This window comes from Rhizobium sp. 01T437 (assembly GCF_056398505.1).
The window spans coordinates 286808-309997 of the sequence record NZ_JBFTPM010000001.1; the positions used below are offsets into that span (position 1 = coordinate 286808).

Sequence of the window (23190 nt, forward strand, 5' to 3'; positions counted from 1 at the left end):
GCCGGCGCGGGTGTGCATCATTCTGCCGGCTGGGTGCCGCAATCCTTGGCACAGGCCGGTGTCTTCCAATGGGCGAAGACGAGGAAGCTTGCGGCGGCGAGAAGCCAGACGCCGATCGCGCCATAGAGCATGACGCCACCGAAGCCAGCGACCAGCGCATCATGCACCGTCCCGGCCGGAATGTCTGGCAGGGAGGCGATGTTGCCGGCGGAGATCCGTTCGGCGAGCAGGCGCAGGTCGCCGGCATCCGTCGAGGTTGGCAAGGTGCTCTTGAGATGGGAGAGCACGCCGCTGAACAGGATGAAGCCCATGACGGCGATGTTGATGGCGAGTGAGATCATCCGGGCGCTCATGTCGATGCCGGAGGCCATGCCGGCGCGATCGCTGGAGACGGCGCCTGTCGTGGTATTGGTGACCGGAGTGTTGGTGAAGCCAAGCCCGATGCCGGCAAGCAGCGCGCCGGGCAGCATCGTCAGCCAGCTTGGCGCGGCGGCAGCACTGCCTGACTTCATCAGCAGGAAGCCTAGCCCGATGGCAAAAAGGCCGCCGGGAATGATGATGCCCGGCCGGTAGCGCAGCATGAGCCGTTCGGCGAGCGGCGGTACGACGAGCGTCGGCAGCGTATAGGCAAGCAGCGCCAAACCCGCGGCCACGCTGCCATAACCGAGACCGGCTTCATACCAGATCGGCAGATAGATCATGAAGGGCCAGAAGCTGATATTCATGGCGGCCGAGCCGATGATGGCGCCCGAGAAGGCGCGGATGCCGAAGACCGAGGCATCGAACATCGGTCGCGGGTTCAGCCTCTCGGCGAAGATGAAGGCGACGAGGCTTGCCGCGGAAAGTCCGATAATGGCAAGCGCGGCAGGGCTGGCAAAACCGAGAGCCGGACCCTGGGTGATGAAGAAGGCGAGGCAGAAGACCGCCAGCGAAAGGGTGGCGATGCCGGCGATATCGAGCCGTCCTGCAGCAGGGTCACGCGATTCCTCAACGCCCGTTGCGGCGAGGGCCACCGTCACGGCTGCCAGCACGGCATGGATGAGGAAGACCCATTGCCAGCCGGCGGCTGCTACGATCGCGACACCGATGATCGGGCCAAAGCCGAGGCCGATGCCGAAGATGATGCCCCACCAGCCGAAGGCCATGCTGCGGGCTCTGCCCTCCGGAAATTGATGGGAGAGGACGGCCACCTGGCAGATCAGCATCACGCCGCCGCTCATGCCCTGCAGAAAGCGAGCAACGATCAGCAGCGAAACATCCTGAGCAAGGCCGGCAATCAGCGAGGTGAGGCCAAAAGCGGCAATGCCGATCAGGAAGACGCGCTTGCGGCCGTAGCGATCGGCCAATGTGCCTGCGGCCATCAGCACCGTCGTGACGGCAATCGTATAGGCATTCATGATCCATTGCAGCGCGCTGAAATCGGCATGCAGCACCTTTTCCAGCGTCGGCAGGATTGCCGGTACGCTCGATATTTCAAGGCCGAACATCAGTGAGGAGAGGCAGGCCGCCATCAGGGCGATGATGCCTCTGATACGCGAGGATGGAGGGGAGGCAGAGGTCATGCTTTGGCCTTTCGACGTTGAGACTTACAAGGGTGACATCCCTTGTCGTCCATTTGCGTCAGCATAAGCAGAGCTTGATCATTACAGAATTGGATGATTGACTATTTCAGACACAACAATTTCGGATAGATCGAATGACCATGCTCGATGTCGATTCCGTTCAGGCTTTCGTGACGATCGCCGAGAACAAGAGCTTCACCCGCGCCGCTAATGAGCTCGGCAGCACGCAAGGGGCGATCAGCGTCAAGCTCAAACGGCTGGAGGAGCGGCTCGGCCATCGGCTGATCGAACGCACGCCGCGGCTGGTGCGGCTTTCGGCACAGGGGGCGGTATTTCTTGATGCCGCACGGGAATTCCTCGCCGCCCATGACCGTGCGGTCGCGGCACTTTCCTCGTCGCGCCGTCATTTCAGGCTGGGCATTGCGGCCCATGTCGCCGGCCCGGAAGTGCCGACGCTGCTTGCGCGCCTCAATGCCCATGATCCGGGGCTGACGATCGAGGTCCGGCTCGACAATTCCTGCGAGTTGCTCGCCGCCTTCGATCGCGGCGACCTGGATGCGGCAATCGTCCGTCGGGATGAGGACCGGCGCGATGGGGAGGTTCTGGCACCGGAGCATTTCGGCTGGTTTGCAACGCCGCAATTCGAATATCGCCGCGGTGAACCGCTGCGTCTTGCAGCACTGTCGCCCAATTGCAAGGTGCGGGATGTCTGCACCAGGGCGCTCGATGCGGCGGGTATTCCCTGGGCGGAAGTCTTCCTCGGCGGCGGCTCTTCGGCTGTGACAGCAGCGGTTTCAGCCGGGCTTGCCGTCTCGACCTTTTCCCATCGTCTGGCACCTGTCGGCACGATCGAGGTCAGCGAGCGCTTCGGTCTGCCGGCGCTGCCATCCTCCGAGGTCATGCTGCATTCGACACTGACGGATGCCAAGTCGCGTGCGGCGCTGCGCACGCTGGCGGCAGCCTTCCGGGAGCATCGCTCGTCAAACTGAAGACGCGATTTCGACTGCCGATATCGTGGTTATTGCTGTTGTTGGGGCTGCGGGCCTGATGTCGCCGGATTGGTGAGATCGATCTTGCCCTGATCGCCGGCCAGGAATTGCGGGCCGACCTGGCGTACCTTGTTGCTGGCGGGATCATAGGGACGATCCGGCACCTGCGCCTGCGGGGCGGGCGGGGCGCTCGCAGTCTTCGGTGCTTCTGTATGGATCGTGGTGATCGAACCCTTCGGCTCAGGCGCCGGCGCATAGGCTGCCTGGCTCTTGCGCATTTCCTCGTAATAGGCGGTCAGATTGCAGGAGCAGGCAGATTTTTCGCCGGGGGCGCGGGTCTTGTAGGCGAAGGCATTCTTCATCGCGCCATAGGGGGCGCCCGTTGCCGTCGAGATCATGTTCGAGGCTTCGGCGCTGGAGATGTCGCGGTAATAGAGCTCCGTCTCCACACCGGGGCACATTTTGGCGCAGGTCGCGGCATCGCGGCCGAAATCGACCGAGGTGGCATTGTTGCTGATCGGGAAGAAGCCGCCGTCGCAGGTGCGAACGCAGATGGTGTTGACGGGCGAGAGCATTTCCGCCCGCGGCAGGCCGTAACGCTCGCCGCCGCCAAGCGGAATGAAGGTGTCGCCGCGCATGGCCTGCTCCTCGATGGAAGGAGCCGGGGCATAGGCATCGCCTTGCGCAGGTTCACTAAAGCTGTCGCTGTTGCAATCATTGTCTTCGAGTGCGGCCATCAGGCCCTCGCGGGCCGGATCGGAACCACCCTGGTGCAGTTCGTTGCGCCGGTCCTGCAGGTAGCGGATATTGTCCACCATCTTGGCCTCGGACTGCTCGAGCTCTTCGCAGAAGCCGGCATTTTCGCCGCCAACGACGACCATGCTGCCCGACGTGCAGCCATAGCGGCGCAGATCGCCGCGCACCTTGCGCAGTTCCAGGTTCTGTTCGGCAAGCGCGCCCGCATATTGGCGCATCTCGGCACCATTCGTGCCGATCGATTGCGGCAGATCGGCAAGACGCCCGCGCAGATCCTCACAGATCGCATTGGTCTCAGCGGCTGCCGGAACCGCAAATGCCAGAAAGAAGAGGAGAGACAGGTTTCGGCGCTTCACGACGTCGTCCCGGAATGAGAAAGTATCTATCGGTCAATTGCGGCTTCAATCGACCGCGCTTTGTCTTAACGTATTTCCCTTAATAAGCTCGAAGTAATTCCTAGCGCATTTTTGCGATCTTATCCAGCAAGCCCTATGCTTCCACTCCCATCTCTCCCGCGGTGACGCGAGAGCCCGCTGATATCTAAACGGCTGATATGACAGGAATTTCCGACGAGATTCACTCTCTCTCAACGACATCGGCAAAACCGGAATCCCGACACGGCCTTCACGTTTTCGTGGACGGTTGTTATGAGCCCGGTACGCGGCAGGGCGGGTGGGCCTTCGTCGCCTACCGCGATGGCGTGGAAATCGCGTCCGGTTTCGGCGGCGTAGAAGATTCCGCCAATAATGCGATGGAACTGACTGCCGTGCTTGAGGCGGCAATCTGGATCAGCCGCACAGCAGAGGGTGTGGCGGCGGTCATCTGGTCCGATTCCGCCTATGCCGTCGAAGGCTGCAACAGCTGGCGTCCCATCTGGAGGAACAATGGCTGGAAGAAAAGCAACCCAGGTGGCAAGGCCCGAAACCGGGCGATATCAGATGCGGAGCTCTGGAAAGCCGTCGATATCGAGCTATCCCAGAATCCATTGATAGCAATTGCCTGGTGCAAGGGCCATTCCGGCATTGCAGGTAACGAACGCGCCGACGAGCTGTCGGATCAGGGACGCCGATCAATACGGCGTGCCTGATCCAGATGCCAACGGCCTTCGCTTCGCCGAAGGCCGCAACGCGGCTTACGCCGGCTGCGATGCCTCGACAACAGCAAGCGCTGCCATGTTGACCACGCCGCGAGACGTGACCGACGGCGCCAGAATATGGGCCGGCATTGCGGTGCCGAGCAGGATCGGGCCGACATGCAGGCCGTCGGTCATCGACTTGACGACGCCGAGCGTGATGTTGGCCGCATCGAGGTTCGGGAAGACCAGCAGGTTGGCTTCGTCATGCAGCGTCGTGTGCGGCATGACGCGGCGGCGCAACTCCTCGGAGATCGCGCTTTCGCCGTGCATTTCGCCGTCGACCTCGAGATCCGGAGCCGCTTCACGCACCAGCTGCAGCGCATTGCGCATCTTGGTGGCGCTTTCGGATTCGCGCGAGCCGAAGTTCGAATGCGAGACGAGGGCGGCGCGCGGGGTGATGCCGAAGCGCTTGATTTCTTCAGCTGCCAGCACCGTCGCCTCGGCGATTTCCTCAGCCGTCGGATTGAAGGTCACATAGGTGTCGGTGAAGAAGGTCGCGCCGCGCTGCGAGATCAACAGGCTGAGTGCGGAAAAGTCGCGCACGTTCGGACGCTTGCCGATGATCTGGCGCACATCGCGCAGGTGCTTCTCATAGCGGCCTTCGAGGCCGCAGATCAGGGCATCCGCTTCGCCGCGCTTCAGCGCCAGCGCGCCGATGACGGTCGTGTTGGTACGCACGATGGTGCGCGCTGCTTCCGGGATGACACCGCGGCGGCCGACCAGCTGCAGATAGAGATCGACATATTCGCGGAAGCGCGGATCGTCCTCGGGGTTGATGACCTCGAAATCCGATAGAGGGCGGATGCGCAGGCCGTAGCGCTTCAGGCGTGTTTCGATGACCTGCGGGCGGCCGATGATAATCGGCTCGGCAATGCCTTCTTCGATCAGCACCTGGGCGGCGCGCAGCACGCGCTCGTCTTCGCCTTCGGAAAAGATGACGCGCTTGCGCTCTGCCGTCTTTGCCGCCGTGAAGATCGGCTTCATGATGAAGCCGGAGCGGAAGACGAAGCGGTTCAGCTGGTCGAGATAGACATCGAAATCGGTAATCGGCCGGCGGGCGACGCCGCTTTCGGCAGCAGCCTTGGCGACCGCAGGCGCGATGCGCAGGATGAGGCGCGGATCGAAGGGCGAAGGGATGAGATAGTCGGGGCCGAAGACCGGGGTTTCACCGGAATAGGCGCGGGCTGCAACATCCGACGGTTCCTCGCGGGCGAGGGCCGCGATGGCGCGCACCGCCGCCATCTTCATTTCCTCGTTGATCGTCTCGGCGCCGCAATCCAGCGCACCCCTGAAAATATAGGGGAAGCAGAGGACGTTGTTGACCTGGTTCGGGAAGTCGGAGCGGCCGGTGCAGATCATCGCGTCCGGGCGCGCTGCGCGGGCGAGATCAGGCATGATTTCCGGCGTCGGGTTGGCGAGCGCCATGATGAGCGGCTTGTCGGCCATCTGGGCCAGCAATTCCGGCTTCAGGACGCCGGCGGCGGACAGGCCGAGGAAGACATCGGCGCCGCCGATGTTTTCGGCGAGCGTGCGCGTGTCGCTCTTCTGGGCGTAGATGGCCTTCCACTCGTCCATCAGCTCGACACGGCCTTCATAGACGAGGCCTTCGAGATCGTGGACCCAGATGTTTTCGCGCTTGGCGCCGAGGGTCACCAGCAGGTTGAGACAGGCTAGCGCTGCCGCACCGGCGCCTGACGCGACGATCTTGACCTCATCGATCTTCTTGCCGGCGAGTTCCAGGCCGTTGAGGATGGCGGCGGCGACGATGATTGCGGTGCCGTGCTGGTCATCGTGGAAGACCGGGATCTTCATCTTCTCGCGCAGCTGCTTCTCGATGCGGAAGCATTCCGGGGCCTTGATGTCTTCAAGGTTGATGCCGCCAAAGGTCGGCTCGAGCGAGGCGACGGTGGCGACCATCTGGTCGACATCTGGCGCATCCACTTCGATATCGAAGACGTCGATGCCGGCAAACTTCTTGAAGAGGACGGCCTTGCCTTCCATGACCGGCTTGGAGGCGAGCGGGCCGATGTTTCCGAGGCCGAGCACGGCGGTGCCGTTGGAGATGACGGCAACGAGATTGGCACGGGACGTATAATCCGCGGCCTGCTCCGGATTGTCACGGATGGCGAGGCAGGGAGCGGCGACACCCGGAGAATAGGCGAGCGCCAGATCGCGCTGGTTGCCGAGCGGCTTGGTCGCCTGGATTTCCAGCTTGCCGGGGCGTGGATAGCGGTGGAAGAAAAGCGCCTGCTCGTCGAGGCTACCGCCCGTCAAATTCTTTTCCGATTTGGATTTTTCCTGGTGATCCATCGCCGCCTCCAGCGTTGTTCGAAGTCTTTTGAAGACTCCTCCATACATCAATCGACCGGTCGGAACAGTACGGAAATAGCCGCAGCTGAACTTTTTGACCTGATGGTAACGGGAGCTGACATTGGGCCGGTGGATTGAACGGCTTTGCAGGCCTTTCCTGCGGTTTGTCATCTTCCTGATACACGAGTCTGATTTTGGAAGACCAGACGAAGAACGATGGGACACGAGCGGAAAGGCTTGTGACAGACATGATGGAACCTCGGCGCTTCCGCACCCTCTTCATTTCCGATGTGCATCTCGGCTCGAAGGCCGCCAAGGCGGATTTCCTGCTGGATTTCCTGAAATACCACGAGGCAGACACGATCTACCTCGTCGGCGATATCGTCGATGGCTGGCGCCTGAAGCGCAGCTGGTACTGGCCGCAGGTCTGCAACGACGTGGTCCAGAAGCTCTTGCGCAAGGCGCGCAAGGGTACGCGCGTCGTCTATATTCCCGGCAATCACGACGAATTCCTGCGCGCCTTTCCGGGCATGCATTTCGGCGGCATCGAGGTCGTCGAGCGCATCATCCATGACGGCGCCGACGGCAAGAAGTACCTGATCCTGCATGGCGACGAATTCGACGTCGTCGTGCGCAACGCTCGTCTGCTCGCCTATCTCGGCGACTGGGCCTACGACACGGCGATCCGCATCAACATCGTGCTCGCAGCGGTCCGCCGCCGCCTCGGCATGCCCTACTGGTCCTTCTCGGCCTGGGCCAAGCTGCAGGTCAAACACGCCGTCAACTTCATCGGCGAGTTCCAGCGCGTGGTTGCCGAAGAAGCCCGCAAGAGCGGCGCCGACGGCGTCATCTGTGGCCATATCCATCACGCCGTGATCGAGGATATGGACGGCATCCGCTACATCAATACCGGCGACTGGGTCGAAAGCTGCACGGCGATCGTTGAGCATGAAGACGGCAGGTTCGAACTCATCACCTGGCGTGCGCTGACCAGCAACGTGCCGGCACTGACATCGGTCGAATTGCTGGAAGAGGGCGATCTCGCCCCGCAGGCTGCCTGAATAATGTGTGCGTACCGCATCGGCGGTCTCCGCCGGTGCATCATGAATTTAGCCGTTGCCATCTGGCGACAGGCCCCATTTATTTTTTAAATCGTTTCGATTTATATCCGTATCGTTTCGATTGGGCTATTTCTCGCCATAGTCGTGTTTGATGGGATGTGTTAGGCAACGCACAGTTTCCTTCAGGTCCACTATGATTCCCGCACAAAATCCCTCGATGGGTGAGGGAGCGCCGCCGCGTTTCCGGCTGCTCAGCGCGCTTTGTTACAGCGCGCCGCTGCTGGTCAACGGTATCGTCCTGCCCTTCTTCCCCGTCTGGCTTGCGACTCATCAGTTCAACGATCATCAGATCGGCACGATCCTCGCCGTACCGATGGTGGTGCGCGTTCTCGTGGCGCCGATCGTCGCGGTCTTTGCCGACCGCATGCAGGAGCGGGCGCATGTGCTGCTATGGTCGGGCACCCTCTCGCTGCTGACGGCCATCGCGCTCTACTGGACAAGCAATTTCTGGTCGGTGCTGATCGTCTTTGCGCTGCAGGGGGCGACCTTCGCCCCTTATGTGCCTGTCGTCGAATCGATCGTGATTTCGGGCGTGCGCCGCTGGGGGCTCGATTACGGCTCCATGCGCGTCTGGGGCTCGATCGCTTTCATTATTTCGACGCTCACCGGCGGCGAGCTGGTCGGGCGCTGGGGTGGCGGCATGGTGCTGCCCGTGATGATCTTCGGCTTCGTGCTGACAATTACGATGGCGGTCTTCTGTCCCCGTATCGGGCCGACACGGCGGCGCGGCCAGCCGATCAATCTTCCGGCGACCACAGGCAGCGGGCTGCGCGAGCCGCATCTGCTGCTTTTGCTGCTCGGCGTTTCAATCCAGCAGGCAAGCCATGCGCTGCTCAACGCCTTTTCCTCGATCTACTGGCACCAGCTCGGCTTTTCGGGCACCGAAGTCGGCATGCTCTGGAGTGCGGGGGTGGCCTCTGAGGTGACGGTGTTCTTCCTGTCGCGGCGCCTCAACCGCCGCTTCAATGCCTGGACACTGATCCGCTTCGGCTGTGCCGTAAGCATCTGCCGCTGGGTGTTTTTCCCGACGGAGACGAGCTTTATCGGCTTCTTCATGCTGCAATGCCTGCACGGCTTCACCTATGCTTTCGTGCATACCGGCGTGCAACGGCGCATCGTAGCCACGGTGCAGGAGACGCAGGAAGCCTCGGCCCAGGGTGCCTATTTCTTCTATATCGGCATGGCCTCGGGCCTGATGACGATCGCCTCGGGCTATATCTATTCCGCGCTCGGCCTCGACAGCTATTATGTCATGGCCTGTGTCGCCGCCTTCGGGCTCGCCCTCGTCATCATCGCCTATTACCTTCAGCCCCAGAGGCTGGCTTCCGGCGGAAACACGAGAGAGCCGGCATAATTCAGGCCGGGCTCGCGGTCGCGGGCAAGCAGCAGCGGGCCGTCGAGATCGACGAAATCGGCATCCTGCGCCAAAAGTACGGCAGGTGCCATCGCAAGCGAGGTGCCGACCATGCAGCCAATCATGATCGAGAAGCCGAGCCGCTGGGCTTCTTCCTTCATTTCCAGCGCTTCCGTCAGGCCGCCGGTTTTATCGAGCTTGATGTTGATCGCGTCGTAGCGATCGGCAAGGCTTGCAAGGTCGCCGGTGTGGTGGACGCTTTCATCGGCACAGATGAGCACGTGGCGGGCAATCTCGGCCAGCATATCGTCGCGTCCGGCCGGCAGCGGCTGCTCTACCAGCGCGATATTGGCTTCGGCAGCGATGCGCAGGTGATGTTCCAGCCGGTCTTCCGGCCAGCCTTCATTGGCATCGAGAATGATGGCGGAATCGGGCGCGGCGGCGCGCACAGCCCGAATGCGGCTCTCGTCATCGTCAGTGCCGACCTTGACCTTCAGGAGCGGGCGCTGCGCATGCTCGCGGGCCTGGGCCGCCATGACATCGGGTTCGCCGAGCGAGATCGTATAGGCCGTGGTCAGCGGCTTCAGCTTGCGCAGATCGAGCCGCGAGGCGACGCTTTTGCCCGTGAGCTTGGCTTCGAGATCCCACAGCGCGCAATCGACGGCGTTGCGGGCCGCTCCCGGCGGCATGGCATGCAGCAATCCGGCCCGCGAAATGCCATCCTCGATCAGCGGGCGGGCCGCTTCGATCTGCGCCATGACGCTTTCCATCGTCTCGCCGTAGCGGCGATAGGGCACACATTCGCCCAGCCCCCTGGCGCCTCCCTCCGTCAGCGTGCAGGTGATCACGTCCGCCGAGGTCTTTGCCCCGCGCGCGATGGTGAAAGTTCCCGCAATCGGGAATGAATTCATCTGGATATCAAGGTGGCGCGGCATATTTGCTCTCCTGCGAGCATGGAAATTGCGCGTTGCTTCTGTATATTAACGCGCCGGGCGGCGAATATATGTTCGCGAGTCGGGACTGTCGCTGCAAGCATTGAAAGACACAAGTATTTTGAAGTCCGAGAAACGCAACGCCGCCTCGCTGCATGTAGACGACCGAGCCGGGGGCTCGGGCCAGCTTGTGCATCTTGAAGGCAATTGGCGCAGCGCCAACATCCATCTCGTCCTGCAGGATTTCGAGAAACTGTCGCGCAACAATAGCGGCGACCTGACGCTCGATCTTTCCGATGTCACCGATATCGACACGGCCGGCATCTGGTTACTTTGCCGGCTAAAGAAACAGCAGGAAGAGGCAGGGCGAACGGTTCATTTCGAGGGCACGAACGAGCATATCGACGAGCTGATCGCCACCTTCTCCAAGGAGCCTGAAAAGCAGGAGCCTGAACAGAAGGAGAAGCTCTCGATCGCCGAGGGCATCCTCGCACCGATCGGGCGGATGACCCTCGATGTCTGGGACAATGTCGCAGCCTCCATGTATATCCTCGGCTCGGCGGTGCGCGGCGCGCAGATGAAATTCGGCCGTGGCAGCGGCGTTTCGCCGGCCTCGATCGTCAACCAGATCGACCATATGGGCGTGCGCGCCGTTCCGATCATTCTGCTGATGTCCTTCCTGATCGGCGCGATCATCGCGCAGCAGGGCGCCTTCCAGCTTCGTTATTTCGGTGCGGAAATCTTCGTCGTCGACCTCGTCGGCATCCTGCAGCTTCGAGAAATCGGCGTGCTTCTGACCGCCATCATGATCGCCGGCCGATCGGGCAGCGCGATCACCGCCGAGATCGGCTCGATGAAGATGCGTGAAGAGGTCGACGCGCTGAAGGTGATGGGCCTCAACCCGATCGGCGTGCTGATCTTCCCGCGGCTGGTGGCGCTGACCGTTGCGCTGCCGCTTCTGACCGTGATTGCCAACTTTGCGTCGCTGGCCGGTGCCGCTGCCGTCGCCTATCTTTATTCGGGCATTACATTCGCAACCTTCCTGTCGCGCCTGCATGAGGCCGTAACGCTTTCGACCATACTGGCCGGCATGATCAAGGCGCCGTTCATGGCGCTCGTCATCGGCATCGTCGCAGCTGTCGAGGGCCTGAAGGTCGGCGGCAGTGCCGAATCGCTCGGCCAGCATGTGACGGCCGCCGTCGTGAAGGCGATTTTCGTCGTCATCCTGATGGACGGGCTTTTTGCGATGTTCTATGCAGCGATCGATTTCTGACATGGCGGACGACGTGGATCAGCAACCGATCGAAACGARCAAAAACGGCAATCGGGATGTCGTGCTGTCGGCGCGCGACGTCACAGTCGCTTTCGGCCCCAAGGTCGTGCTCGACAAGCTCAATCTCGATATCTATCGCGGTGAGATCCTCGGCTTCGTCGGCGCTTCGGGCACCGGCAAATCGGTGCTGATGCGCACCGTGCTTCGCCTGCTGCCGCGCCGTTCCGGCACCATCAAGATTCTCGGGCAGGATTTCGACGAGCTGGACGAGCCGGAGCGCAATGCACTCGATATGCGTCTCGGCGTTCTTTTTCAGCAGGGCGCGCTCTTCTCCTCACTGACCGTGAAGGAGAATATCCAGGTGCCGATGCGCGAATATCTCGATCTGCCTGCTTCGCTGATGGATGAGCTGGCGCATCTGAAGATCCGCATGGTGGGGCTCGCAGCCGATGCGGCCGACAAATATCCATCGGAGCTATCGGGCGGCATGATCAAGCGTGCAGCACTCGCCCGCGCACTGGCGCTCGATCCCGAACTCGTCTTCCTCGACGAGCCGACATCGGGCCTCGATCCCATTGGTGCTGCGGAATTCGACGAGCTGATCGCCAATCTGCGCGATAGCCTGGGGTTAACCGTCTATATGGTGACCCACGACCTCGACAGCCTGTTTTCGGTCTGCGACCGTATTGCCGTGCTTGGAAAGAAGCGGGTAATGGTGGAAGGAACGATCGACGACATGCTGGCCTACGACGATCCGTGGGTTCAGGCCTACTTCAAGGGCAAGCGCGCGCGTTCGATCGTGCCGCAGGACGACGCGCCGGCGGCCCGGGCGCAGCATGACAGCGGGAAGTGACCGGAGACGATGGAAACCAAAGCCAATTACACGATCGTCGGTTTTTTCACCGTTCTGGTGATCGCAGCCGCATTCGGCTTCGTCTACTGGATGGCCGAATATGGCCGCAGCGGGCCGATGGCCGAGCTGATCGTGCGCATTCCAGGCTCCGCCAACGGTTTGAGCGTCGGTTCGCCTGTTAGATTCAACGGCATCCAGGTCGGCTCGGTGCAGTCGCTCTCCATCGATGCCGACGATCCGCAATATTCGCTGGCCTTTACCGAAGTGCGCTCGGATGCGCCGATCTATCCGTCCACCAAGGCGGCCCTTGAAATCCAGGGCCTGACGGGTGCTGCCTATATCGAGCTTTCCGGTGGCCGCAAGGAAGACAAGAACATTCTCCAGCAGGCGCTGGAAAGCGGCAAACGCGCCGTCATCATCGCCGACCAGTCGAGCGTCACCAACCTGCTCGCCACGGCCGACAAGATCCTCGACCGCGCCAATGACGCCGTCGGCGACGTGCAGGGCTTCGTGCGCGATGCGCGCGGACCGCTGACCAAGACCCTGCAGAATGCAGAAACCTTCTCGGATGCGCTCGCCAAGAACTCCGGCAATATCGACAGCTTCCTGCAAAGTGTCGGCGATCTCTCCAATACAGTGCGCAACGTCTCGGGCCGGGTGGACTCGACGCTTGCGGCTGTCGAGGATCTGGTAAAGGCCGTCGATGCGCAGAAGATCAACACGATCCTGACCAATGCCGAGAAGGTCAGCCGCGACGTGGCCGATGCCTCGAGTGATCTTAAGGGTCTGGTCGCCAAAGTCGACCAGACGGTGACGACCTACAACGAGTTCGGGAAGAAGGCGCAGGTGACGCTCGATCGCGTCGGTACGCTGGTCGCTGCCATCGACGCCAACAAGGTCAAGGGTTCGGTCGACGATATCGCCCAGGCGACGAAGGATGCGCGCGCCGCCGTCGCGTCGATCCGCGATGTCTCCAACACCGTGGCGGACCGCCGCAAGGATATCGACCAGACAATCCAGGACGTCCAGCAGATGGCGAACAAGCTGAACTCGGCTTCGACGCGCGTCGACGGCATCCTCATCAAGGTCGATGCGCTGCTCGGCTCAGACAATACGAATTCGCTGTTCACCGAGGCGCGCGCGACGCTCGAATCCTTCAAGAAGGTCGCCGACAACGTCAATACGCGCATCGGGCCGATCGCCGACAATCTGCAGCGGTTCTCGGGCAGTGGCCTGAGTGACGTGCAGACGCTGGTCAACGAGCTGCGCGGCACGGCGAACAACCTCAACAATGCCATCAGCAATTTCGACCAGAACCCGCAGCGGATCATCTTCGGCGGGCCGACGGTCAAGCAATATGACGGGCGCACGCGGCGCTAAACAGAGGTCAGGGGTAGCGTAATATGGGTCTATCGCATGTGATGTCGCGCCGTTCCTGGATCCGAGGAACGGCGATTATTTTGCCGCTGACGGCAGCGCTTCTTACAGGCTGCGGGACGGCGGCGAAAAACGACACCTATGATCTCTCGGCAGCCACGGTCGATGGCACCGGTCCGTCGGCCAAGAGCAAGCAGATCCTGATTGCCGATCCGACGGCATTGAAGGCGCTGAACAGCGACCAGATCGTCATCCGCGTTTCGCCCTCGGAAATTCAGTATCTGTCACGCTCTCAGTGGAGCGATACGCTGCCGCGGATGGTGCAATCGAAGCTCGTCCAGGCCTTCGAGAATTCCGGCAAGCTCGGCGGCGTCGGAAAGCCGGGGCAGGGACTGGCGATCGACTATCAGGTCGTGACCGATATCCGCTCCTTCGAGATCGACGCAGCGTCTGGCAACAAGGCTGTGGTGGAGATTTCCGCCAAGATCCTCAACGATCGAAACGGCACAGTGCGGGCCCAGCAGGTCTTCCGGGCCACTGCTCCGGCCGGCGGCGACAACGTGAGTTTCGTCAAGGGGCTAGGCCGCGCCTTTACGTCGGTCACCGACCAGATTGTTGGCTGGACGCTGACGTCGATCTGAGCTGCGAGATAGTGTTGTGTTCGGCCGATCGCAATTGAAAACAACGTTCCGCTTCGCGCTTGCGTCGTTACTATTTTTTGAATGCTGGAGCGGTGCGCAAGCTCAGGGTTCTCGTGGCAATACGTCCGCTCCTCTGCCTCTCGCTGTCGATCAGTATCAAGCCTTTGTCCAACAACTCGCAACCGAAGTGAACGGAAACGAGGTCGCTATGGCTGCGAGGCTACGCGCGTTGGGATTTAGCTGCACACCGGTTTCGAAATCTATCGCATTCGAATGCGTACGATTTGGCTGTCAAAAACGGAATTTCTGGCCAGGTTCGCTTCTTCAATGGACGGTACGAAGAGGTAGCGTGGAATCTAGGAAGATTGCGTTCTCCGGTGGGGCGATCAACTACTCTTGGTTGGCTCGCTGCATTCCAGAGAACGAGATTGAACAAGCCCAGCAGCGATTTCTTTCCCGCCGCAATCAAATGCAGTGACCCAGTGACATCCTAGCGGCAAAACCACCGACCAGCTTCCTCCTATCACCTCACTTCGTCGGCTGAGCGTCCGTCATCGTCGGGTTACCGCCTGTCGCCGATGCAGTCGCGGTCGAAGCGGAGGGGAGGTAGCTGTCGAGCAGGCCGGCCATCTTGTCGTCACGCAGGCTGGCGGTCTTTTCGCCCATGACAACGCCGACAACGCGTCGGCCGTCCTTGGCAGCCGACGTCACGACATTGTAGCCCGATGCGTCGGTGAAGCCGGTCTTGATGCCGTCGACGCCGTTGTAGCGGTACATGAGGTTGTTATGGCCGCGCAGCTTCATGCCGCGGAACTGGAAGCCACGCATCGAGAAGAGCTTGAACTCTTCGGGGAAGTCTCGCATCAGCGAAACGCCGAGTGTGGCCATGTCGCGCGCAGTCGTTACCTGCTCCGGATCCGGCAGGCCCGACGGGTTCTTGAAGACGGTGTTCTTCATGCCGAGCTGACGGGCCTTGTCCGTCATGATCGTACCGAAGGCCTGTTCGGAGCCGCCGAGCTGTTCGGCAAGAGCCACGGCCGCATCATTGGCCGACAGCACCACGATGGCTTCGACGGCCTCCTTGACCGTGACCTTGCGGCCGGCGCCGACGGCGAGCTTGAATGGCTCCTTGCTTTCGGCATTTTCCGACATGGTGATCTTCTGATCCCAGGTCAGGCGTTTGTCATGCAGCGCCTGGAAGGTGAGATAGAGCGTCATCATCTTGGTGAGCGATGCCGGATAGTTCAGATCATCCTGGTTGGACGCTTCCAGAACCTGGCCGGACTGCACGTCCACGAGGAAGCTTGCCTGGCCGGCTTCAGCCTGAATGAACGCGCCCAGAAGAAATGCGGACGAGAAGGCGGCGACTATCAGCCGGGAGGTCGTCTTGGTCATCAATGTCTACGGTCTCTGTCGTGGCAAGCGATTAGCTTGATGATGGTCTGATTGGGGGGCTGCCCCATCGGTGCATGCGGATCAGGGATGTTTGTGACGGAATGAAGGAGCCGGGGCAATAAAAAAGGGCCATCCACAGATGACCCCTTTTGTCTCACCACCTCAGGCTTCCAACCGACAACTCAGTTCAACCGGCCCGCCGCGTGGGCAAGCATCGTATAGACCTTGCCAGTATCCGACGTGAGGTAGGACTGCGTGACCGTGCGGTTCGGATCGGTGCGGGCAACGTCGGCGAGCAGCTTTTCGAAGTCGCCGATATAGCGGTCGACGGCGGTGCGGAATTCCGGCTCGCGATCGTATTTGCGCTTGATCTCGTCGAAGGTCTGCTGGCCCTTCAGCGTGTAGAGGCGGCGGGTGAAAACGTCGCGCTCGCCGCGCTGGTAGCGGCGCCACAGGTCGACCGAGGCGTCATGATCGATGGCGCGGGCGATATCGACCGAGAGCGAATTCAGCGATTCAACGACATGGCGCGGGTTGCGGCTGTCATTGGCGCGCTGGGCGGGCGCAGGAGCCGGAGCGGCTTCCGCTGCCGGACGGGCCGGAGCGGCACGCAATGCTTCCTCGGTCTCTTCACGCGAGGCGCCGCGCAGGAGATCGCTGATCCAGCCGCCGCTGGTGGCTTCCGTGCGCGGAGCTTCCTGCCTGACCGGAGCGGGGGCCGGAGCCGGCTGAGGAGCCTGAGCGACCGGACGCTGCGGAGCTGGAGCTGGAGCGGGTGCTGCTGCCGGGGTCGGGGCGATGGTGCCGCGCAGGCCCATGGATTCGATCGACTGGCGTGCCGTCGGGGCCGGCTGCGGGGCAGGCGCCGTCGGGATCACCGGCTGGGTGACACGCTGAGCGGGCTCAGCTTGGGCAAGCGTGCGGGCAACGGGCTCGGAGAGTTCCAGACGCTGGCTGGAGCGGCCGACGATCTGCGAGATATCCTGCAGGGCCTTGATCTGCTCGGCGACGGCGCGGCGCATGGCGGACGCGCTTTCCTTGGCTTCTTCCGGCAGGTCGAAGGCGCCACGCTTCAGCTCGGCGCGGGTGGCGTCGAGTTCGCTGCGGATATCGGTTGCGGAGCGGCGGATATCTTCCGTTGCTCCCGAGAAGCGGCCGACAGCGTCGTCGATCGCATCGCGGAGCGATTCACGCAGGTTCTGCGCTGCATTGTCGGAAGCACGGCCGGCTTCGCCGAGCATGCGCTCGACGTCCGAGAGCGAGGCCGTCAGGCCGCCACGCAGGCGGTTGGTGAGGTCGCCGGAGCGGCGCTCGACATTGGCAAAGCTGGTGTCGATCGTGGCATTGGCTTCCTCGCCGGCGCGGTTGATCGCTTCGCGCATGTTGGACGCTGCTTCCTCGGCACGCTTCTCGGTATCCGAAAGCACGCGTCCGATATCGGCAAACGAGGCCTGCACGCTCTGGCGCAATGTGCCGGTGACCTGGTTGGAACGCTGCTCGGCACGTTCGAAGACCATCTCGATCATGCCGCCGAGGCCGCGCATGGTCTTTTCGATCTCACCCGAACGCTGCACGAGGCCGGTTGCCAAAGTCTGCAGGGCGGTCTCACGCTCTTCCAGGGTCGATACGAGGCCGGACTGGGCGGCAGCGAGAAGCTGCGAGGCCTGGCCGAGAACCTTCGAATGGTCGTCGAAGCGGCCGATGATGCTGCCGACCTGGGCGAGCGTCTGGCCAGAAATATCCGACAGGCGATCGACCTTGCCTTCGAGAAGGCGGGTCGAAGCGGAAACCATTTCGGCAGCCTTGGCGGCAGAGTCCGTGAAGCGCGTGGTCGTGTCGCTGAGGCGGCTGTCGACGCCGCTCAGCTGATCGGCGGCGCGCGTCATCATCATGGACATGGCGGCGCTGCTTTCCGACAGGCGCTGGACAAGGCCGTTGACGTTGTTCGTCAGGCTATTCTCGATAGCGGCGACGGCATTGGCGACATTTTCGGCCCGGGCGGCGACGGCCTGGGTGAGCGCTTCATTTTCCGCACGCAGGCGCTCGGCGCTGAGGCTTGCTGCCGCGGTGATGCGGGCTGCAGCTTCCTGGCCGGCGTCGGTGTAGCGGTCGATGATCGGCCGTGCCGTCTCATCCAGGATGCGCGTCAGCTCGGTGGAGCGGCCGGCAAGCATGGAGTTCAAGTCGCGGGTGCGCTCGTCGAGCGTTGTGCGGATCGAATTGCCGCGTGCTTCCAGCGCCTTGTCGATATCCGTGAGTGTGGTGTCGATTTCGCGGGCACGCTGCTCCAGGCTGGAGCGGATGATGCTGCTGCGGGCCTCCAGCGCACGGTCGACCTCGGCCATGCTGGATGTGATCTGGCTGCCGGCATCCGTCAGCGTCGAGCGGATCGAATTGCCATGCGCTTCCAGCGTCTGGCCGGCATCGGCGAGCGCATGATTGATGGCGCTGACCTGGCTGCTGACGATGTTCTCCGCTTCCGCCACCTTGTTGACGATGACGTTGCCGGCCTCGGAGAAGGTCTGGGCAACGGCGGCAGCCTGGCCGGCGAGGCGGCTCTGTGCCTCGGCGACGCGGTTGACGATCTGCGAGGAGCGCTCGTCCATGGCTTCGGCGAACTGTTGGCCGGTGCGGCTCAGCAGTTCCGAGGACTTGGTGGCTTCGCCATCCATGCCTTCGGCGGCTTCGGCAACGGCGTTGCGCAGGCTTGCAGCAAGACCGGCTGCCTTACCTTCGATCGTGCGGTTGACGGCATCGAGACCGACGGTCAGAGCGCGGTCCATGGTGGAGAGACGCTCTTCGATGCGCGCAGTGCCGCGATCCATCATGTCGCTCAAGGCCGAGGTCCGGCCGTCGATCGACTGGGCCATGTTCGCACTGCCGCTGTCGAGCGTTTCGGCAAGATGTACCCGGCGGCTGTCCAGAGCCTGGGTGAGATTGGCGCTATGGCTCTCGAGAGCATGCGTGAGGTTTGCACTGCTGTTGTCGAGGGCCTGGGTGAGGTTGGCGCTGCCGGCATGCAGCGCATCGGTCAGGCTGGCGGCGCGGCCGTCGAAAGCTTCCGTCAGGCTAGCAGTGCGGCTGTCGAGCGCCTGGGTCAGGTTTGCGGCGCTGTTGCCGAGCGTTGCGGCGATGCGCTGGGCTGTGTCGTCGCCGATCGAACCCAGACGGGAGATACTGTCATCCAGAAGGCCGGAGAGATGGCTGCCTGCAGCATCAACCTTGTGGGCCACGCCGCCGACACCATCGGCAATACGGGCCTCGATGGCGGCAAGGCTGGCTTCGACGCGGGTGCCGGTCTCAGTGAAGCGGCCCGTGAGGTTGTCGACGGAGTGGTCGAGATGGCCGGAGAAATCGGCGGCCGAACGCGAGATCGTGTTGGCGGCTTCCTGGAAGCGACCGGCAATCTGGCCGGCACCTTCGCGCATGCGATCCTCGAGCGACTGTGCACTCTTATCGATCGCAGTGCGGATCGCAGCCTCGCGATCTTCCAGCGACATTTCGAGCATGCCGATGCTCGTCGCAACCGACGTGCCGATCGAGGTCGCCTGTTCGGAGAGCGTGTCGTTGATGAGGTTATGGGCCTCGGTCAGCGTCAGCGTGATAGCATTGGTGCGGTCGTCAAGCGTGGTGCGAATGCGGTCATGTGCGGCGGCGAGCCCACCTTCGACGTTGCTTGCGGCATCGTTGGCAAGGACGGCCATACGCTGCTGGGCGTCGGTAAGGCCATCCTCGATGCGGCCCGTCATGCTGCCGATGATGCCTTCCATGCGGGCGCTGCCGGCATCGAGGGCTTCGGACAGGGTGGAGGTGTGCTCGGCAAGCGCGGTTTCCAGACGTGCCTGATTATCCGTATAGGCGGCGCGGATCGCTTCCGTGCGGTCGGCAAAGGCGCCGGCAACACGCTCTTCGGCATTGGCAACGGTGTCCATAATGGAGTTGCTGCGGTTTTCGAGCGCGGATTCGAAGCGGCTCTGGCCGTCGTCAAGCGAAATGGCGAGCGCCATGGTCTTTTCGTCAAGCGTATCGGACAGGCGGTCGGCGCTGTTCGTAACGGCATTGACGATGGATTCGGCGCGGCTGGTGAGCGCTTCCTCGATGCGGAGCTGGCTTTCGCCGAGCGATGAGGCGATCCGGTCATGCGTGCCGGTGGCAGCATGGACGAAGGCATCAGTGCCCGCCGTCAGCGTGTCTTCCAGGCGGCTCTGGCTTTCGTTCAGCGAGATGGCAAGGGCCATTGCCTTTTCGTCGAGCGTTTCGGAGAGGCGGTCATGCGTGCCTGACACGGCGTTAAGCAACGCTTCCGAATGGGTCGACAGCGTATCCTCGATGCGCGACTGCGTCTCGTTCAGCGAAATGCCGAGCGCCATGGCCTTCTCGTCGAGCGTTTCGGCGAGGCGGTCATGCGTGCCAGAGACGGCGTTGATCAACGCTTCCGAATGGGTCGAGAGCGTGTCTTCGATCCGCGACTGCGTTTCGTTCAGCGAGATGCCGAGTGCCATCGCCCTTTCATCGAGCGTGTCGGCGAGACGGTCATGCGTGCTGGAAACGGCGCTGAGCAGTGCCTCCGAACGGGTGGCAAGCGTATCGTCGATGCGGGCCTGGCCTTCGTTCAGCGAGATCGCAAGCGCCATCGCCTTTTCGTCAAGCGTATCGGAGAGGCGGTCATGCGTGCCGGAGACGGCATCGATGATGGCCTCCGAGCGGGTCGCAAGCGTATCCTCGATACGGGCCTGGCCTTCGTTCAGCGAGATGGCAAGCGCCATCGCCTTTTCGTCAAGCGTATCGGAGAGGCGGTCATGCGTGCCGGAGATGGCATTGAGGAAGGACTCGGACCGGGCCGCGAACGTATCCTCGATGCGGGCCTGGTTTTGCTTCAGCGTCTCGGAGAGGCGGTCATTGGTGCCGGAAACGGCATTGATGAGCGATTCCGAATGGGTCGAGAGCGTGTCTTCGATGCGCGACTGCGTCTCGTTCAGCGAGATCGCCAGCGCCATCGCCTTCTCGTCGAGGGTCTCGGCGAGACGGTCATGCGTGCCAGAGACAGTATTGATGATGGCTTCGGAACGGCTCGTGAGCGCCTCGTCGAAGCGGGCGTGGTGGTCTGCAAGTGCGCCGATCAGCGCTCCGCCGCGTTCGGCCATCACGCTGTCGATGCCGGTATGCGCAGTCTTCAGCGCATCGGTGATTTCAGCGGCGCGGGCGGCGAGAACGCTGCTCAGCTCTTCGGCGCGACCGCCGAATGCCCCTGTGACCCTTTCGGTGCCGCTGTCGACGGCAGTGGCGAGTTCGGTCGTGGTCGTCTGCAGCGTATCGCGGAATTCGGCTGCCCGGGCAGCGAGGTTGTTCTGCAGTTCGGAGGTGCCGGCTGCGAGCGCCAGCGAGATTTCCGACGTGGCGTTGCTCAGCGCCGAGCCGAGTTCGCCGGTGCGGGTCGATAGCGCCGAGGTGATTTCCCCCGCACGGTCGGCAAGCGTGCTATCCAGCACTTCCTGGCCGGTTGCAAAGGCGGTCGCCAGCGCCAGCGACTGCTCGCTCATGGACGTGCCGAGGCGATCGATATTGGTATTGAGGATGCCTTCGATGGAATCCGCGTTGCCCGACAGCGTTTCGTTGATGCGGGTGAGGCTTTCGATGAGCTTGGTGTCGAGCGAGCCGGAGCGCTTGTCGAAGGCATCGGTGAATTCGGCGACGCGTTCGTCGAAGGCGGTCGAAAGCTGGGCGACAGTCGTCTGCAGGCGCTCCTCGAAGAAGCCGGAGCGCACGTCGAGATCCATGACGGCATCGTCGGCCGTCGATTGCAGGCTCTGGCGGAAGCTGGCGCCCTTTTCGTCGAGTGCGGCATTAAGCCTGGAGAGCACGTCGTCGAGCGTGCCGCCGATCGTGCGTTCGCCTGATGTCAGGCTCTGATTGATCTCGCGGGTGCGGGAAACCAGGATTTCATTGAGCTGCTGGGTACGCTCCTGCAGCGCCGTATTCAGGCGCTCGGTGCTCGCGTCCATCGTCGAGGCGCGCGTCTCGAACTGGGTGAGCAGGCGCTCGCCATGTTCGTTGATCGTGTTCGTCAGACTATCGAGACGGTTGTCGAATTCATTGCCAATCGCAAGACCGGAGGCGGTCAGCGTATGGAGCAGCGTGTCGGTCTTGGCGGCCAGCAGCGTGCCAAGCGACTGCATGGCGCTGTCCGACTTCTCCATGATTGCGGCGGCGCGCGTATCGATCAGCGTGGCGAAGGCTTCGCCCGAGGTCGCAAGGCGGATGGCGATCTCTTCTGTCGCAAGCGACAGTTCTTCCTTGAGCTGGTCGTGAACGCCGGCGATCGAGGAGCGGATGCGGTCGGCATGATTGACGATCGCTTCGCGCTCGGAGCCGAGCTCGTGGACGAGGCCGCGCACGCGCAGTTCGTTATCCGCATAGGAACGCTCCAGCGCATTCACTTCGGAATGTACGAGCGTTTCGAGTTCAGAGGCGCGCGCAATGGTGCGCTCGATGCCTTCATTCATCGCAGAGACTTCGCGGCGCACGGCCTGGCCGACCGTCATGATGCGTTCAGAAGCGATGGTTTCCGGCTCGGAAAGGCGCAGCGCAACTTCAGCCATGGAGCGGGCGGCGTTGCGCATGTCCTGGGCGCGCGAGATCATGATGGCAAAGGCATAGAACATCATGACCGGCACGATGATGCCGACAATGCCGGCAATCACGCCCGGCAGGGCGGCAAGATCGGTCAGCGAGCGGATCTGGGAGATCTGCGGCGCATAGAGCATGAACATCAGCCCGAGGCCGATGATGACCCACAGGATGGAAACGAGAGCGGCCGTGCGCAGGGCAGGGCGGCTGGAGCCGTTTTCCAGCGACTTCAGAAGCGAAGCGGGAGAATTGCGGCTGGCATCATTGGCCGGGGCGAAGGCCGGTGCCCGGGGCGCCTGCTGATCGCCTGTACGGCCAGAGCGGCCGCGGCGGCGCTGTGCTTCTTCCTGGGACTGATTACGGGCATTGGATGGGTCAGTCACATTAGCCTCCGGGGCATGGGGCGCGTTGCCGCGGCGAGACGGCACGTTCTCCTGGCCGAAATCGATCTGAAGCGCCTCGTCCAATGCCTTGAACGCCTTGTCCTCGATCGATTCATTGTACTTGTTATTCGCCATTCCGATATGCCTCGCAATTCCCGGCCAGTCCGGCAGCGCATCCGGGCCACCGCCTTTGCCCGGAAAGAACCTTTGCCGTGCCAGCCTTCCATCCAAGACGGACGGATAAGCATGTCATTTCAGAGTAGATAGCCGATTTTTCAAACGAAAGGTATCAAAACACTACCATTATCCACTCTGTCGGCAAAGGCGCGCGGCATGAGCCCGCCTCAACAGTATCGTAGTGACACATCTGGGCTGCCTACACAATTAATGAACCCTTGCGTTTCCATCCCTCTTAACCCGTTGTTAACACCTTTAAATTTTGGAAGCGGCCTAAAAGCCGATATTTTAGCGATATTTAAGGG

The 23190-nt window shown here is 62.1% G+C and carries 14 protein-coding genes; 8 read left to right on the plus strand and 6 right to left on the minus strand.

Annotation, left to right across the window (positions count from 1 at the left end; genetic code table 11):
• Nucleotides 1-17: 17 nt before the first annotated feature.
• Nucleotides 18-1562: an MFS transporter gene (locus AC1DM5_RS01555; protein WP_477819403.1), complete on the minus strand. Its 1545-nt coding sequence runs from the start codon at nt 1560-1562 to the stop codon at nt 18-20.
• 134 nt (nt 1563-1696) lie between these two features.
• Here AC1DM5_RS01555 and AC1DM5_RS01560 point away from each other — a divergent pair, with 134 nt between their 5' ends.
• A complete protein-coding gene (locus AC1DM5_RS01560) occupies nt 1697-2551 on the plus strand; it encodes a LysR family transcriptional regulator (RefSeq protein WP_477819404.1) in 855 nt (284 codons plus the stop codon).
• Between the two features lie 29 nt (nt 2552-2580).
• Here AC1DM5_RS01560 and AC1DM5_RS01565 read toward each other — a convergent pair whose 3' ends face one another.
• Nucleotides 2581-3663 (minus strand): DUF2865 domain-containing protein, encoded by a 1083-nt coding sequence (locus AC1DM5_RS01565; protein ID WP_477819405.1) that lies wholly within the window; start codon nt 3661-3663, stop codon nt 2581-2583.
• A gap of 197 nt (nt 3664-3860) precedes the next feature.
• Here AC1DM5_RS01565 and AC1DM5_RS01570 point away from each other — a divergent pair, with 197 nt between their 5' ends.
• A complete protein-coding gene (locus AC1DM5_RS01570; RefSeq protein WP_477819406.1) occupies nt 3861-4394 on the plus strand; it encodes a ribonuclease H family protein in 534 nt (177 codons plus the stop codon).
• Between the two features lie 45 nt (nt 4395-4439).
• Here AC1DM5_RS01570 and AC1DM5_RS01575 read toward each other — a convergent pair whose 3' ends face one another.
• Nucleotides 4440-6752: an NADP-dependent malic enzyme gene (locus tag AC1DM5_RS01575; protein ID WP_113181222.1), complete on the minus strand. Its 2313-nt coding sequence runs from the start codon at nt 6750-6752 to the stop codon at nt 4440-4442.
• Nucleotides 6753-7000: 248 nt separating this feature from the next.
• Here AC1DM5_RS01575 and AC1DM5_RS01580 point away from each other — a divergent pair, with 248 nt between their 5' ends.
• The gene (locus AC1DM5_RS01580) at nt 7001-7813 is read left to right on the plus strand and encodes a UDP-2,3-diacylglucosamine diphosphatase (protein WP_310388001.1); all 813 of its coding nucleotides are present in this window, start codon (nt 7001-7003) and stop codon (nt 7811-7813) included.
• 193 nt (nt 7814-8006) lie between these two features.
• Entirely contained in the window at nt 8007-9227 is a 1221-nt protein-coding gene (locus AC1DM5_RS01585; protein ID WP_477974482.1) for an MFS transporter, read from the plus strand.
• Here the strand turns inward: AC1DM5_RS01585 and dgcA are convergent.
• Nucleotides 9179-10162, minus strand: coding sequence for an N-acetyl-D-Glu racemase DgcA (gene dgcA / locus AC1DM5_RS01590; RefSeq protein WP_477819408.1), 984 nt, complete (start codon nt 10160-10162; stop codon nt 9179-9181). The genes AC1DM5_RS01585 and dgcA overlap by 49 nt on opposite strands.
• 100 nt (nt 10163-10262) lie before the next feature.
• Between dgcA and AC1DM5_RS01595 the strand changes: the two genes are divergently transcribed.
• From AC1DM5_RS01595 to AC1DM5_RS01610, 4 genes are read left to right on the plus strand one after another with little or no spacing between them, the layout of a single operon-like run.
• Nucleotides 10263-11432, plus strand: coding sequence for an MlaE family lipid ABC transporter permease subunit (locus AC1DM5_RS01595; protein ID WP_477974484.1), 1170 nt, complete (start codon nt 10263-10265; stop codon nt 11430-11432).
• A 1-nt stretch (nt 11433) separates the two neighbouring features.
• Nucleotides 11434-12285: an ABC transporter ATP-binding protein gene (locus AC1DM5_RS01600; protein WP_477974486.1), complete on the plus strand. Its 852-nt coding sequence runs from the start codon at nt 11434-11436 to the stop codon at nt 12283-12285.
• Nucleotides 12286-12294: 9 nt separating this feature from the next.
• On the plus strand, nt 12295-13665 hold the full coding sequence (locus AC1DM5_RS01605; RefSeq protein WP_477819410.1) for an MCE family protein: 1371 nt from the start codon (nt 12295-12297) through the stop codon (nt 13663-13665).
• Between the two features lie 23 nt (nt 13666-13688).
• Nucleotides 13689-14303, plus strand: a complete 615-nt coding sequence (locus AC1DM5_RS01610) for an ABC-type transport auxiliary lipoprotein family protein (RefSeq protein WP_477819411.1) — start codon at nt 13689-13691, stop codon at nt 14301-14303.
• Between the two features lie 528 nt (nt 14304-14831).
• Here the strand turns inward: AC1DM5_RS01610 and AC1DM5_RS01615 are convergent.
• Nucleotides 14832-15698, minus strand: coding sequence for a D-alanyl-D-alanine carboxypeptidase family protein (locus tag AC1DM5_RS01615; RefSeq protein ID WP_477819412.1), 867 nt, complete (start codon nt 15696-15698; stop codon nt 14832-14834).
• 182 nt (nt 15699-15880) lie between these two features.
• The gene (locus tag AC1DM5_RS01620; RefSeq protein WP_477974488.1) at nt 15881-22843 is read right to left on the minus strand and encodes an apolipoprotein A-IV repeat region-like domain-containing protein; all 6963 of its coding nucleotides are present in this window, start codon (nt 22841-22843) and stop codon (nt 15881-15883) included.
• Between the last annotated feature and the right edge of the window lie 347 nt (nt 22844-23190).